Raw genomic sequence first — 13,796 nt, 5'->3', positions numbered from 1 at the left:
CGACATGCGCCGCGGTCATCGTCCGATCCCCGGCCAAATCCGGGTGAGGCGGGTCTTAACATGCTGATAATCGGGCTGAACAGGGCGCTTTGGCGCAGTTAGCGCCATCACGGCGAAGTTTAGCGCAACCACCACGCGACGAGAAAAGAGACCGTGACCAAATTCAAACAATGCTAACATATTTTGCCCCCAATCATGGGGATGAACGCAGGCGATTCGCAGTTCGGGATTGATTCGCAACACCAAAAAGGCGATGAATGAGGGAAAACAAGAACGTTGTCAGAGGCGAGTTACATAGGGGCACCGTCCGATGTCTAGGATTGCTTTGGTCGATGACGACAGGAATATCCTGACGTCCGTTTCCATGACGCTCGAGGCCGAGGGCTTCGAGGTTGAAACCTACCACGATGGTCAGGCGGCGCTCGAGGCCTTCAACAAGAAGCTGCCGGACATGGCCGTGCTGGACATCAAGATGCCGCGCATGGACGGGATGGATCTGTTGCAGCGCCTGCGCCAGAAGACGCAGATGCCGGTGATCTTTCTGACCTCGAAGGATGACGAGATCGATGAGGTGCTCGGCCTGCGCATGGGGGCAGACGACTATGTGAAGAAGCCGTTTTCCCAGCGGCTTCTGGTCGAGCGCATCCGCGCCCTGTTGCGCCGGCAGGAGGCCGCCGCCGGCGGAGCCGACGGGGCCGGCCCGGAGAGCAAGGTCATGGAACGCGGCCACCTGCGCATGGACCCTTTGCGCCATTCGGTGACGTGGAAGGGGCAGGACGTGTCACTGACGGTCACCGAGTTTCTGCTGTTGCAGGCACTCGCGCAGCGTCCGGGCTTCGTCAAAAGCCGCGATCAGCTGATGGATGTGGCCTATGACGATCAGGTGTATGTCGATGACCGTACGATCGACAGCCACATCAAGCGGCTGCGCAAGAAAATGCGTGCGGTCGATCCGGACTTTTCGGCGATCGAGACGCTTTACGGGATCGGTTACCGCTACAATGAAGAATAGGAGCCGGCGCGAGCCGAAAACGGGTGGCCAGATTGCGTGATACGGGACATACCTCGACCGATGCCGGCGGCGATGTCGTTCTGGGCGATGACTGGGTCACGCCGGAGCTGTCGGCCGGTCAGGACATGCAGGCGCGGCGCACCCGGCGCGGGTTTCTTTCGCTGCGCAGTTCGCCACTCACACGCAAGATCGTCACCTTCAATCTGATCGCGCTTGCGATCCTCGTGGCGGGCATTCTCTATCTGAACAATTCGCGCGACAGCCTTGTGCAGCAGCGCGCGGCCGCATTGGTCAGCGAAACGAGGCTGATCGCCAACGTGGTCGAAGCGCAACTGCCGAAATCCAGTCCCGTCAACCTCGCGACCGGCGACGGGATCGACATGGAGCAGGCGCTGGATGGGTTGTTCCTGCGTCGCGGGGTCGAGGTTTTCATCTACGACGCCAATGGCACGCTGGTCGAACAGGCCGAAGGTGTCGAAGACCCCGCCGCGGTGGCCGGCATCGATCCCGGGGACCAGCAGCGCACGATCATCATCGACGCGCTTTCAGGTCTCTGGAACTGGATTTCGGCGCCGTTCTCATCGAGACAGGCCGCGCCCGCGCCGAAGTTGACCGATCAGTTGCAGGCCATGGTCCCCGGCGCCCTGTCCGGAACGCGGGTCGATACGGCCCTGGAAACCGAAGGGGGGGTCGTATTCGCCTCGGCGACGCCGATCATGCATAACGGCCGGCCCGTAGGCGTCGTTGCCGTGGCCAGCCCGGCGGGCGAGATCGACGCGGTGGTTCGCGCCGAACGCGAGCGCGTGCTCGAAATGTTCATCGTGGCGCTGCTCGTCTCTATCGGGCTCAGCCTCGTTCTGGCTTCTACCATCGCCAATCCTCTGGCCGAGCTGGCCGAGGCGGCGGAAATGGGCCGGGATCGGCACGCCCGACGGGTCAATCCCGGCCGGATTCGCATCCCTGACCTCAGCGGCCGCCCCGACGAGATCGGCCGCCTCAGCATGGCGCTGCGCGGCATGGTTTCGGCGCTCTACAACCGGATCGACAGCAACGAACAATTTGCCGCCGATGTCGCACACGAGATCAAGAACCCGCTGGCAAGCCTTCAGTCCGCGGTCGGCACGTTGCGCATGGTCAAGCGCGAGGACCAGCGCGACAAGCTGCTGGATGTGATCGAACACGACGTTCGGCGGCTGGATCGTCTGGTCAGTGACATCTCGAACGCGTCGAGGCTGGATGCCGAGCTGGTCAAGGAAGAGGAAGAGACCTTCGACCTGCTGACCATGCTGCGCAACCTCAATCAGTATCTGGGCGAGGATGCCCGCGCCAAGGGGATCGACTACATCACCGATCTGCCGCCCGACCCGATCATGGTGGACGGGCTGGAGGCGCGGCTGGCGCAGGTTTTCGTGAACCTCATCACCAACGCGATTTCCTTCTGCGAAGAGGGCGACGCAATCCGGGTCTGGGCGCGCAAGCGGCAGAACAGGGTGCTGGTGGTGGTCGAGGATACCGGCCCCGGCATCCCCGAAGAGGCGCTGACCAAGATCTTCAAACGGTTCTATTCCCAGCGTCCCGAAGAGCATTTCGGAAACAACTCGGGCTTGGGTTTGGCAATTTCCAAGCAGATCGTTGAGGCGCATGGGGGCGTGATCTGGGCCGAAAACATCCGCCCGACCGAGGCCGACGTGACCTCGGACCCGCTGGGCGCGCGGTTCGTCGTGGGCCTGCCGGTCTGACCGAATGTCCGGCGCTGCAGCCGATTCCCACCCGGAAGAAACCATTCTTCATGCCAGTTGCGTGTCCTTGGCCGGCCGCAGCCTGCTGCTGACAGGCCCTTCCGGCAGCGGCAAGTCGGGGCTTGCGCTGCAACTGCTGGCACTCGGGGCCGGCCTTGTGGCCGACGATCAAGTGATCGTGCGACGAACGGACAGGGCGCTGCTGGCCACCTCGCCCGACGCGATCCGGGGGTTGATCGAGGCACGCGGAGTCGGTCTGCTCCGCGCCGAACCCGTCGCTTCGGCCCGTTTGGTGGCCGCGGTCGATCTGGGGCGGGCGGAGACAGAGCGCTTGCCGCCCCTGCGTGAAACCCTGATCCTTGGGGTCAGGCTGCCGGTCTTTCGCAAGGTTGACGCCGCGCATTTCCCGGCGGCCCTGCTACAGTTCCTTAAGACGGGATTTCTGACGGACGCAAAACATGACTGAAACGCGGAAGGGAAGCCGCAACGCGCGCATCGTGCTGGTGACCGGTCCGTCCGGTGCCGGCCGATCCACCGCGATCCGGGTGCTGGAGGATCTCGGCTACGAGGTGATCGACAACCTTCCGCTCCGATTGCTCCCTCGGCTGCTGGAAGGCCCTGCGCCGCAACGTCCGGTGGCGCTGGGCGTGGATACCCGCAATCGGGATTTTTCGACCGATAGCCTGTTGCATCTGATCGAAACCATGGCCGCGCACCCCGACATCGACCTCGCGGTTCTGTATCTCGATTGCAGTGTCGATGTCCTGCTGCGCCGGTTCTCGGAAACCCGCCGCCGGCACCCTATGGCCCCTGCCGAAAGCCCGGGCATCGGCATTGAACGGGAAATGGACCTTCTGGCCCCGATTCGCGACCGTGCCGACACGCTGATCGATACAACCCGTCTGAATGTCCACCAGCTGCGGGAAGAAATCGAACGCTGGTTCGCTCCGGAAGGGGGGCGCCAGCTGTCCCTTTCCGTTCAGTCCTTCTCCTACAAGCGCGGCCTGCCGCGCGGTGTCGACATGGTGTTCGATTGCCGGTTCCTGTCCAACCCCCATTGGGAACCGGATTTGCGTGATCTCGACGGCCGCGACGCACCCGTGGCCGCGTTCGTCATGGCGGACCCTCGGTTCCAACCCTTCTTCGACCGGGTGCGGGACTTGGTGGAACTGCTGCTGCCGGCCTTTCTGGAGGAAGGCAAGGCCCATCTGACCATCGCCTTTGGATGCACGGGGGGGCAACACCGGTCCGTGACCTTGGCCGAGGCCTTGGCCAAGGCCCTTGCAGAAAACGGCCGGCAGGTGTCTATAAGGCACCGCGAACTCAAAGGCCGGAACGTGACCGGGAGGCCGGATTGATCGGAATCGTAATCGTGGCGCATGGCGGTTTGGCCAGGGAATACCTGGCCGCCACGGAACATGTGGTTGGCCGGCAGCCGGGTCTCGTCGCGGTGTCGATCGAGGCCAATCATGACCGGGCCGAAAAGATGCGCGAGATCGAAGAGGCGGCCGATTCGGTCGATACCGGCGATGGCGTCGTGGTCGTGACGGATCTTTTCGGCGGGTCGCCATCCAATCTCAGCATTCAGGCATGCATGAAACCGAACCGTCGCATCCTTTACGGCGCCAACCTGCCGATGCTGATCAAGCTGGCCAAGAGCCGCGACCTGCCGGTGGCCGAGGCCGTGCGCGTGGCGATGGAGGCCGGTCGCAAGTATATTAATTCGCAGAATGTCAGCGCGACCCATTCGGCGGCGGGCGAGGAATGATGACAGAAGCCGTGGTCAGGAAGAGCCTCAAGATCATCAACGAAAAGGGCCTGCATGCCCGCGCTTCGGCCAAGCTGGTCGAAGTGGTCGAGGGGTTCGACGCCAAGGCCGAGATTTCCCGTGACGGCATGTCGGCCTCCGGCGACAGTATCATGGGACTGTTGATGCTGGCGGCGTCCAAGGGCACGACGATCGACGTCGAAACCTCGGGGCCCGACGCCGAGGCTCTGGCCGAGGCGCTCGAAGCGCTGGTGGCCGACAAGTTCGGCGAAGAGTTCTGAACGCGCGATATGTTGCGGCGACACGGACGGAAAGGCGACATTGGCTGAGACTGCGCAAGACCGCAAGGTGGATGACCTCGACGACAGCGGTCGCGCGGGCACGGGCGAGATCTATGACCGGCGCACCCTGACCTATGCCAATTCCTTCGACGACCGCTGGACCGCGATGGCCATCAAGGCGATCGAATGGTGCACCGGAAAGGTCACGATCCTGCGCATGGTGGACCGGTTCGAGAAACGGAACGCCGACTACCGGGGCCAGAAGTTCTGGCGCGGCGCGCTGGATGTGATGGGGATCGATCTGCTGACGCCGCCCGAACAGATCGCCAACATTCCAAAGGAAGGGCCGGTCGTGGTGGTCGCCAACCACCCGCACGGCATGGTGGACGGAATGATCCTGGCCGAACTGATCGGTCGCGTGCGCCAGGATTACCGGATCCTGACCCGGTCGGTCCTGACCGGTCTGGACGAAGCGGCGACGTCCTTCATGATCCCGGTGCCCTTCCCGCATGACCCCGATGCCCAGCGCAAGATGGTCGAGATGCGCGCCAAGGCGATGGAGCATCTGTCTCGGGGCGGCGTTGTCGCGCTCTTCCCGTCAGGAGTAGTGATGTCATCGGACAGCTGGTTCGGTCCGCCGATCGAAAGGGAATGGAGCGCCTTCACTGCCAAGCTGATCCGAAAGTCCGGCGCCCGCGTCGTGCCGATCTATTTCCCCGGGCGCAACTCGCGCGCCTACCAGATCGCCTGCCAGATCTCGCCGATCCTGCGCCAGGGGCTGCTGCTGCACGAAATCGTGCGCTCCTGCAACAAGCCGCAGGCGCCGGTGATCGGCGCTCCGCTGACCGACGCGCAGATGGAGCTGCTTGAAGAAAGCCCGCGCCGTTTCATGGCCTGGCTGCGCGAACACACCCTGTCTCTGGGTGACACGGGCGAGCAGTCCTGAACACCCGTTCTCTTCATCTTGCCTGAAATACTCCGGGGGAGTCCGCGCGTATGCGCGGACGGGGGCAGAGCCCCCTCACCGGGTCGGCACGGGCTCCTCGCCGCGATAGTCGTAGAAGCCGCGCTTCGTCTTGCGGCCCAGCCAGCCGGCTTCGACATATTTGGTCAAGAGCGGGCAGGGGCGATACTTGGTGTCCGCCAGCCCGTCGTGCAGCACGTTCATGATTGCCAGGCAGGTATCCAGCCCGATGAAATCCGCCAGCTCCAGCGGTCCCATCGGATGGTTCGCGCCCAGCCGCATCGACTGGTCGATCGACCGCACGTTGCCGACGCCTTCGTACAGGGTATAGACCGCCTCGTTTATCATCGGCATCAGGATCCGGTTGACGATGAAGCCGGGGAAATCCTCGGCGCTGGCGGCGGTCTTGCCCAGCCGCTCGACCACGCCCAGGCAGGTCCGATAGGTTTCCTCGTCGGTGGCGATGCCGCGGATCAGTTCGACCAGTTGCATCACCGGCACGGGGTTCATGAAATGGAACCCCATGAACCGTTCGGGCCGGTCGGTTCGGCTGGCCAAGCGGGTGATCGAGATCGACGAGGTATTCGAGGTCAGGATCGTGTGCGGCTGAAGATGCGGCTGAAGATCCTCGAAGATCGCCTGTTTCACGCTTTCGCGCTCGGTGGCGGCCTCGATCACCAGGTCCGCGGCGCCGATATCCGGCAGGTTCAGGGTGGTCTGAATCCGTGAGAGCGCGGCGTTCATCTGGTCTTGCGTGATCTTCCCGCGCGAAACCTGGCGTTCCATGTTCCTGCGGATCGTTGCCATTGCGCGGTCCAGCGCCTCCTGGCTGATATCCGACATGATCACGTCGTACCCGGCCAGAGCCATCACATGGGCGATTCCGTTGCCCATCTGTCCCGCGCCAATCACGCCAACCCTGGAAATCTCCATCTTTCCCGCCTTTCGTCATCCCTCATCCGGCCTTTCCGATCCTCCTAGCATCAAAAGGCCCGGCCAGACACCGTCAGTTTTCTGCAAATGCGAAGATTAGCAGTTTGGCAACGGATGCAAGGTCAATCTGGCGACGGGTGAACAGAACTGGTGGGTGACATGAGCTACCAAATACCGGGCACGGGACTGCCCGCTGCACAACTATGCCGCTATGGCGTGTCGCGCTTGCAGGTGCGCGGCCCCAGGCGCGATCTCGATCGTCCCTATTTTGCTTTCCTCGGCGGAGCCGAAACCTTCGGACGCTTTGTCGAGACGCCCTTCGCCGCACTGGTCGAAGAGGCGCTGGACCTGCCCTGCGTCAATCTTGGCTGCATCAATGCGGGGCTGGATGCCTTTCTCCACGATGTTGAGATCATGCGAATCGCGCGCGCGGCGCAGGCCGTGGTCATCCAGCTTCCGGCCGCGCACACGCTTTCGAACCGCTTCTACCGCGTGCATCCGCGTCGCAACGACCGTTTCGTCGCGGCCTCGTCGATGCTGAAGACGCTCTACCCCGAGGTGGACTTCACCGATTTTCACTTTGTTCGCCACATGCTGGGATCCTTGCGGCGCTGCTCGGACCGGCGCTTCGCGGTGGTTCAGCTCGAGCTGGAACAGGCCTGGATCGCCCGGATGCGGCTGACGCTGCGGACGTTGGACTGCCCCACGGTCGCGCTGTGGTTGCAATATCGGGATTCGTCCGATGGAGCCTTGCCGGGGGAAGAGCCGATGTTCGTGACATCGGACATGGTGCGGGCGCTGGGCCCCCAGGCAGAGCATGTTCTGCACGTCACTGTCTCCCGGTCCGCCGAGGCTGGCGACCTCGGCGACATGATCGGCGGCGCCCTGAACGCCCCGGCCGCTGCGCATCTTCCGGGCCCATCGGCGCACCGACAGGTGGCGGCAAAGCTTACGGAGGTCTTGCGGCCATTCGCCTGAGGTGGCGCTCTCTGCCGCCCCGCGCATGGGGTGAAGCCGAAATGGCATACCATTTTTCGCTACACGTCCGGCGCGGGCGTGGTTAATGTCCGCGCCATGACGACACAGCTGACTACCATCGCCGGTTTCGACCGGATCGGAGAAGAGAACGCCTTTGCCGTCCTGGCTCGCGCGCAGGCGCTGGCGGCAGAGGGCCGCGACATCATCAACCTTGGCATCGGCCAGCCCGATTTCCGCACCCCCGACAATATCGTCGAGGCGGCGATCAGGGCGCTGCGCGACGGCCAGCACGGCTATACGCCGGCCACCGGCATCCCCGCGCTGCGCGAGGCCGTGTGCGCCGACCTGCACCGCCGGTTCAATGCCGAGGTCAACCCCGACAACGTGATCATCGTGCCGGGCGGCAAGGTGACCATGTTCGCCGCCATTCTCATGTTCGGCGAACCGGGCGTGGACATCCTGTATCCCGATCCCGGTTTCCCGATCTACCGCTCGATGATCGAGTTCACCGGCGCTCGCCCGGTCCCAGTGCCGATTCGCGAAGAAAACGGGTTCGGCATCTCGGGCGAAGAGATGCTGTCGCTGATCACGCCCCGGACGCGGCTGATGATTCTGAACTCGCCCGCCAATCCCTGCGGCGGTGTCACCCCGCGGGCCGAGATCGACCGGCTGGTCGCGGGTCTTGCCGACCACCCGCAGGTGGCGATCCTGTCGGACGAGATCTACGACCAGATGGTCTATGACGGCGAGGAACACGTCACCCTGCTGGACTATCCCGAAATCCGCGACCGCCTGATCCTGCTGAACGGCTGGTCCAAGACCTATGCCATGACCGGCTGGCGGCTGGGCTATTCGGTCTGGCCGGATGTGCTGTATGACAAGGTGCGCAAGCTGGCGGTGAACGCCTGGTCCTGCGTCAACGCCCCGGCGCAATATGCTGCCATCGAGGCGCTGACCGGTCCCCAGGACGCGGTGGCTGAAATGGTGGCCGAGTTCGACGCCCGCCGCAAACTGGTGGTGGAGCTGCTGAACGACCTTCCCGGCGTCAGCTGCATCACGCCAAAGGGCGCCTTCTACGCCTTTCCCAACATCACCGGCACCGGGTTCAAGGCCAAGGAGCTGGCCTCGAAACTGCTGGAAGAGGCGGGCGTGGCCACGATCGGCGGCCCCGATTTCGGGATTCTGGGCGAAGGCTACATCCGGCTGAGCTATGCCAACAGCCAGGACAACATCCGCCGGGCGATCGAACGGATGCGCGCCTTTCTGCAAGAAAACTCCTGATCAGGCCTTCTCGAACAGGGCGATATAGGCGGTATCGTCCTTGTTCGGCCCCGAGGCCAGATCGCCATAGATCCGCACCTCGTGCAGCTTGAGATTGGTGATCCGGTGGTCCCGCTCGAGCTGACGGAACTTGTCCGCAAACCCGGCCTCGCGGAAAAAGTCGCTGTTGATCGACAGGGCGAACTGCGCTCCATGCCGGGCGATCCGCAGCAATTCGTCGATCGGCTCTGGCCCGACATGACCATGGGTGAAGGTGCCCGAGGATACGATGCCCGAATAGCTGTCGCGCCGGACCGGGATTCCTTCGTTGATGTCGGCCTCGATCGCATCGCGATAGATGTCCTTGCGCATCGCCTGCGTCAGCATTTCGCCGCTGATGTCGGTGGCGTCGATCGGCCCCACGCCCAGGTCGCACAGCACCGCGCCGCACAGCCCTGTGCCCGCGCCCACATCCAGCACCGGCCCCTGCCCGCCGGCGGCGACAAAGGCGCGCGCCGTATGAATGTGCAGCTGATAGTCTTCGCGCGCGGCGAAGGACTCGTCGTAGTCACCCGCCCATTCGGCATAGAGCCTGCGGGAGTCCTCGGGCGATTTCAGTGAATAGGCGTCGTTCAGACCGGGTGTCTTGGTGCTCATGCCTCATCAAACGCCGGAAAGCGGATTCGAATCAAGCCATCTTGCTTGCATCCGGCGCGACCGTCGCCCATCAACGGGGCATGACCGGCACCTTGCTTTCATTCGGACATGGATACACGGCCCGCGCGCTGGCCCGGCTGTTGGTACCGCGGGGCTGGCGGATCATCGGCACGACCCGCACGGCCGAAGGCATCCAAGACGTTCGCGCCTCGGGGGCCGAGCCGCTGGTCTGGCCGGGCACCGACCCGGTTCCGCTGGACGAGGCCACGCATCTGCTGATCTCGGTCGCCCCGGACGCAGCGGGTGACCCCGTGCTGAACGCGCTGGGCGACCGGATTACGGCCATCGCTGACCGGCTGCAATGGGTCGGCTATCTCTCCACCACCGCCGTCTATGGCGATCATGCCGGCGGCTGGGTGGACGAGGACACGCCGCCCGCGCCTGCCTCGCGCCGGGGCGAATGGCGGGTTCGCGCGGAACGGGCGTGGTCGGCGATCCCGGGCCTGCCGCTGCACATCTTCCGCCTGGCCGGGATCTACGGTCCCGGCCGCGGCCCCTTTGCCAAGGTCCGCGCGGGCACCGCACGCCGCATCGTCAAGCCGGGCCAGGTGTTCTCGCGAATCCATGTGGATGACATCGCCCAGGTTCTGGCGGCCTCGATCGCCCGCCCCGATCCCGGTGCGATCTACAATGTTTGCGACGACGATCCTGCGCCGCCGCAGGCGGTGATCGAATATGCTGCCCGGCTGCTGAACCTGCCCGTGCCCCCGGCCATTCCCTTCGATCAGGCCGAGATGACTCCGATGGCCCGCAGCTTCTACGGTGAAAGCAAACGCGTCCGCAACGACCGCATAAAGACCGAACTGGGCGTGACCCTGAAATACCCCGACTACCGCACCGGGCTGCGTGCGCTTCTGGCCGAGGAAACCGGCGCCTGACGGACGGTTGCCCGCCCCCCGCGCGATCACTAGTGTCACGGCGACACGCCGCTGCAGCGAGGGGAGGAACCACATGCGCCTGCAAGGAAAAACCGCCATTGTAACGGGGGGCGCTTCGGGCTTCGGCGCGGGCATCGTGCGCAAGTTCCTCGACGAAGGCGCCCGAGTGATGATCGCCGACATCAACGAAGAGGCCGCCACCGCCATGGCCGCCGATTGCGGCGCGAACGCGCTTGCGCAACGGGTCGATGTCGCGGACGGAGCCTCGGTGCAGGCCATGGCGGATGCCGCGCTGTCCGCGTTCGGCCATCTCGACATCCTCGTCAACAATGCCGGGATCACCCACCTTCCCGCACCCCTCGAAGACGTCACGGAAGAGGACTTCGACCGCGTCCTCGCCGTCAACGTGAAATCCGTCTACCTCACCGCCCGCGCGTTGGTGCCGCACATGAAATCCCGCAAGGCGGGGACGATCCTCAACATCGCCTCCACCGCCGGTCTCAGTCCGCGGCCCCGACTGAACTGGTACAACGCCTCAAAGGGCTGGATGATCACGGCGACCAAGACCATGGCCGTCGAACTCGCCCCCGAAAGCATCCGGGTCAACGCGCTTTGTCCGGTCGCGGGTGAAACTCCGCTGCTGAAATCCTTCATGGGCGAGGACACGCCCGAGATGCGCGCGAAGTTCCTGGCCACCATCCCGCTGGGCCGCTTCTCGACCCCGCAGGACATGGGCAATGCCGCAGCCTTCCTGTGTTCGGACGAGGCCTCCATGATCACCGGCGTCGCGCTCGAAGTCGACGGGGGCCGTTGCATCTGATGCTCTTTTGCTTCTTTCTGGTTCCAAATACCCACCCGCGCGCCGCCGGCGCGCAAACGAACCCCTCGCGCGCGCAGCGCGCACCGCTTGGAAACCTCTCCCCATGACGCCGGGACCGAAGAACCTCATCACCGACATCGCCGGGCTGCGCGTCGGCAATGCGCAGGACGCGAAACTGAAATCCGGCGTCACCGTGCTGACCGCCGACCAACCTTTCACCGCCTCGGTCCATGTCATGGGTGGCGCGCCGGGGACGCGGGAAACCGACCTGCTGGCCCCCGACAAATCGGTGGCCCAGGTCGATGCACTGGTCCTCTCCGGCGGCTCGGCCTACGGGCTCGACGCCTGCTCGGGCGTGATGGATGCGCTGCGGGCGCGGGGGCGGGGCTTCCGCGTCGGCCCTGCCATCGTCCCCATCGTGCCCGGCGCGATCCTGTTCGACCTGCTCAATGGCGGCGACAAGGATTGGGACGAAAACCCCTATCGCGCCCTCGGTCGTGCCGCGTTCGAGGCCGCCGCGCCCGATTTCGACTTGGGCACCGCCGGGGCCGGAACCGGCGCTTTGACGGCCATGCACAAGGGCGGGTTGGGTTCGGCCTCGCTGGTGCTGGGCGACGGCACAACGGTCGGCGCACTCGTCGCCGCCAACCCGATGGGCAGCGTCACCACAGCGGGCGGACGTCATTTCTGGGCCGCGCCCTTCGAGATCGGCGACGAATTCGGCGGGTTCGGCGCCGATCCGTCCGGCGGGCTGGGGCGCGATCTGCAAAGCCGCCGCATGCAGACCATGCTGGACATGATGGAAGAGCGCGTCAATACCACCATCGCCATCGTCGCCACCGACGCGGCGCTGACCAAGGCACAGTGCCAGCGCATGGCCATCGCCGCCCATGACGGCATCGCCCGCGCCATCGTGCCCAGCCATTCGCCCTTTGACGGGGATCTCGTTTTCGCGGCATCGGCCGGGGCGCGCCCTCTTGCCGACCCCGATCGCGAGCTGGGCGAGATCGGCCATGCCGCCGCGCTGTGTCTTGCCCGCGCCATCGCGCGCGCGGTCTATCTGGCCCGGCCCGAACCCGGCGACACGCTGCCCACATGGGCGCAGGACAATGCCTGAAACGCGCGATGCGACCTTCCGCGCATTTCCTGTCGCGCCGGATTGTGGCAATTGACTTCGGGACGCAACCTCAGTCATCTGAGCGCAGATCATATGGGAGACACAAGAATGAAACGGATCATTGCCACCGCTCTCGTCGGACTTCTGGCCGCTCCGGCCTTTGCCGACGGCGACGCCGCCAAGGGCGAAAAAGCCTTCAGGAAGTGCAAGTCCTGCCACGTGATCGTGGCGCCTGACGGCACCGCCATCGTCAAGGGCGGCAAGACCGGCCCGAACCTTTATGGAATCATCGGCAAGCCGGCCGGCTCGGTCGAAGGCTTCAAGTACAGCGATTCGCTGAAGGCCGCGGGCGAGGCCGGGCTGGTCTGGGACAAGGACAATTTCGTCGCCTGGACCAAGAATCCGAAGAAATTCCTGAAAGAGCATACCGGCGATCCCAAGGCCAAGTCCAAGATGACCTTCAAGCTCAGGAAGGGCGCCGAGGACATCTACGCCTATCTCGAAAGCGTCTCGCAGTAAGGCGCAGTCCTGCCCGCAAGGGCGATGATCGACAACGGGCCGCGGTGCAATGCCGCGGCCTTTCGCTTGGGCCGCAGCGACAGAATGCGCACTGGTCGCGGCCCAGAGGTCTTGGGCAAACTCCAAGGGCGACTTACATGGTGGCGAACCGCGAAACCACGCAGATCCGAGGGGCCGATCTTGACGAAGCCACGCAAAACCGTCCAGCGCGTGCCGGCATCTCGGTCGAACCTGCCATGACCACCCTGATCCCGGCCTGGGTGGATGGCAAGCTGACGCCCGTGGACAAGCTCGAGGCGCATGTTCGCGGCCTGCGGCACAAGGCTGTGTCGGTGTTTGTCGTGCGCGGCCGTGACATCCTGATGCAGCGCCGGGCGCTGTCCAAGTATCACACGCCTGGGCTCTGGGCGAACACCTGCTGCACCCACCCGGGCTGGGAGGAGCCTTCCGCCACCTGCGCCGTGCGCCGTCTGCGCGAAGAGCTTGGCATCACAGGGCTATACCCCGAATTCCGCCACCACCTGGAATATCGCGCCGATGTGGGCAACGGCATGGTCGAGCATGAGGCCGTGGACGTTTTTCTGGCCCATGCCTGGCATGACATCGACATCGCGCCGAACCCCGACGAAGTGATGGATACGCGCTGGGTCGATTACCACGATCTTCTGGCCGAAGTGCGCCGCCATCCCGACCGCTTCACGCCTTGGCTCAAGATCTATCTCGAAGACTACGCCGACACGATTTTTGGTCCCGATCTGATCCTCGCCGCCCGACGCTAGGGCTTGCGCCGAACGCGCCCGCCTGTTTCTC

16 protein-coding genes are annotated in these 13,796 nt (G+C 64.5%); 14 read left to right on the top strand and 2 right to left on the bottom strand.

Annotation, left to right across the window (positions count from 1 at the left end):
* The first annotated feature begins 310 nt into the window (after nt 1-310).
* Genes C4S70_RS05650 through C4S70_RS05620 form a run of 7 tightly spaced genes read left to right on the top strand, consistent with a single transcriptional unit; the run spans nt 311 to nt 5,746 of the window.
* Complete coding sequence (locus tag C4S70_RS05650) at nt 311-1,012, top strand: response regulator transcription factor (protein ID WP_104007137.1); 702 nt, start codon at nt 311-313, stop codon at nt 1,010-1,012.
* A 32-nt stretch (nt 1,013-1,044) separates the two neighbouring features.
* Nucleotides 1,045-2,751 carry a sensor histidine kinase gene (locus tag C4S70_RS05645; RefSeq protein ID WP_104007136.1) on the top strand — a complete coding sequence of 569 codons (1,707 nt, stop codon included), beginning with the start codon at nt 1,045-1,047 and terminating at the stop codon, nt 2,749-2,751.
* A 4-nt stretch (nt 2,752-2,755) separates the two neighbouring features.
* The gene (locus C4S70_RS05640; RefSeq protein ID WP_104007135.1) at nt 2,756-3,217 is read left to right on the top strand and encodes an HPr kinase/phosphorylase; all 462 of its coding nucleotides are present in this window, start codon (nt 2,756-2,758) and stop codon (nt 3,215-3,217) included.
* Nucleotides 3,210-4,109: an RNase adapter RapZ gene (gene rapZ / locus C4S70_RS05635; protein WP_104007134.1), complete on the top strand. Its 900-nt coding sequence runs from the start codon at nt 3,210-3,212 to the stop codon at nt 4,107-4,109. The genes C4S70_RS05640 and rapZ overlap by 8 nt, the downstream gene beginning before the upstream one ends.
* A complete protein-coding gene (locus C4S70_RS05630) occupies nt 4,106-4,519 on the top strand; it encodes a PTS sugar transporter subunit IIA (RefSeq protein WP_104007133.1) in 414 nt (137 codons plus the stop codon). The genes rapZ and C4S70_RS05630 overlap by 4 nt, the downstream gene beginning before the upstream one ends.
* Before the next feature lie 11 nt (nt 4,520-4,530).
* Nucleotides 4,531-4,800, top strand: a complete 270-nt coding sequence (locus C4S70_RS05625) for an HPr family phosphocarrier protein (protein WP_104007230.1) — start codon at nt 4,531-4,533, stop codon at nt 4,798-4,800.
* Between the two features lie 40 nt (nt 4,801-4,840).
* A complete protein-coding gene (locus C4S70_RS05620; RefSeq protein WP_200822728.1) occupies nt 4,841-5,746 on the top strand; it encodes a lysophospholipid acyltransferase family protein in 906 nt (301 codons plus the stop codon).
* Nucleotides 5,747-5,821: 75 nt separating this feature from the next.
* Here C4S70_RS05620 and C4S70_RS05615 read toward each other — a convergent pair whose 3' ends face one another.
* Nucleotides 5,822-6,697, bottom strand: a complete 876-nt coding sequence (locus C4S70_RS05615; RefSeq protein WP_104007132.1) for a 3-hydroxybutyryl-CoA dehydrogenase — start codon at nt 6,695-6,697, stop codon at nt 5,822-5,824.
* Between the two features lie 159 nt (nt 6,698-6,856).
* Between C4S70_RS05615 and C4S70_RS05610 the strand changes: the two genes are divergently transcribed.
* Both C4S70_RS05610 and C4S70_RS05605 read left to right on the top strand, forming a co-directional pair.
* Nucleotides 6,857-7,675 (top strand): DUF6473 family protein, encoded by an 819-nt coding sequence (locus C4S70_RS05610; protein ID WP_146064177.1) that lies wholly within the window; start codon nt 6,857-6,859, stop codon nt 7,673-7,675.
* Nucleotides 7,676-7,771: 96 nt separating this feature from the next.
* Entirely contained in the window at nt 7,772-8,956 is a 1,185-nt protein-coding gene (locus C4S70_RS05605) for a pyridoxal phosphate-dependent aminotransferase (protein WP_104007130.1), read from the top strand.
* Here the strand turns inward: C4S70_RS05605 and C4S70_RS05600 are convergent, their stop codons facing one another.
* Nucleotides 8,957-9,592 (bottom strand): class I SAM-dependent DNA methyltransferase, encoded by a 636-nt coding sequence (locus C4S70_RS05600; protein WP_104007129.1) that lies wholly within the window; start codon nt 9,590-9,592, stop codon nt 8,957-8,959.
* Nucleotides 9,593-9,672: 80 nt separating this feature from the next.
* Between C4S70_RS05600 and C4S70_RS05595 the strand changes: the two genes are divergently transcribed.
* The 5 genes from C4S70_RS05595 (at nt 9,673) to idi (ending at nt 13,765) form a co-directional block, all read left to right on the top strand.
* Complete coding sequence (locus C4S70_RS05595) at nt 9,673-10,530, top strand: SDR family oxidoreductase (protein ID WP_104007128.1); 858 nt, start codon at nt 9,673-9,675, stop codon at nt 10,528-10,530.
* 73 nt (nt 10,531-10,603) lie between these two features.
* Complete coding sequence (locus tag C4S70_RS05590) at nt 10,604-11,350, top strand: SDR family oxidoreductase (RefSeq protein ID WP_104007127.1); 747 nt, start codon at nt 10,604-10,606, stop codon at nt 11,348-11,350.
* 103 nt (nt 11,351-11,453) lie between these two features.
* Nucleotides 11,454-12,467 (top strand): P1 family peptidase, encoded by a 1,014-nt coding sequence (locus tag C4S70_RS05585; RefSeq protein ID WP_104007126.1) that lies wholly within the window; start codon nt 11,454-11,456, stop codon nt 12,465-12,467.
* Nucleotides 12,468-12,575: 108 nt separating this feature from the next.
* The gene (locus C4S70_RS05580; RefSeq protein ID WP_104007125.1) at nt 12,576-12,986 is read left to right on the top strand and encodes a c-type cytochrome; all 411 of its coding nucleotides are present in this window, start codon (nt 12,576-12,578) and stop codon (nt 12,984-12,986) included.
* A 236-nt stretch (nt 12,987-13,222) separates the two neighbouring features.
* Nucleotides 13,223-13,765 (top strand): isopentenyl-diphosphate Delta-isomerase, encoded by a 543-nt coding sequence (gene idi, locus C4S70_RS05575; protein ID WP_104007228.1) that lies wholly within the window; start codon nt 13,223-13,225, stop codon nt 13,763-13,765.
* Nucleotides 13,766-13,796 lie beyond the last annotated feature (31 nt).

It is taken from the genome of Jhaorihella thermophila, assembly GCF_900108275.1.
Lineage (GTDB): Bacteria > Pseudomonadota > Alphaproteobacteria > Rhodobacterales > Rhodobacteraceae > Jhaorihella > Jhaorihella thermophila.
The sequence above is the reverse complement of the archived record's forward strand: the minus strand, read 5'-3'. Positions and strand labels throughout refer to the sequence as shown.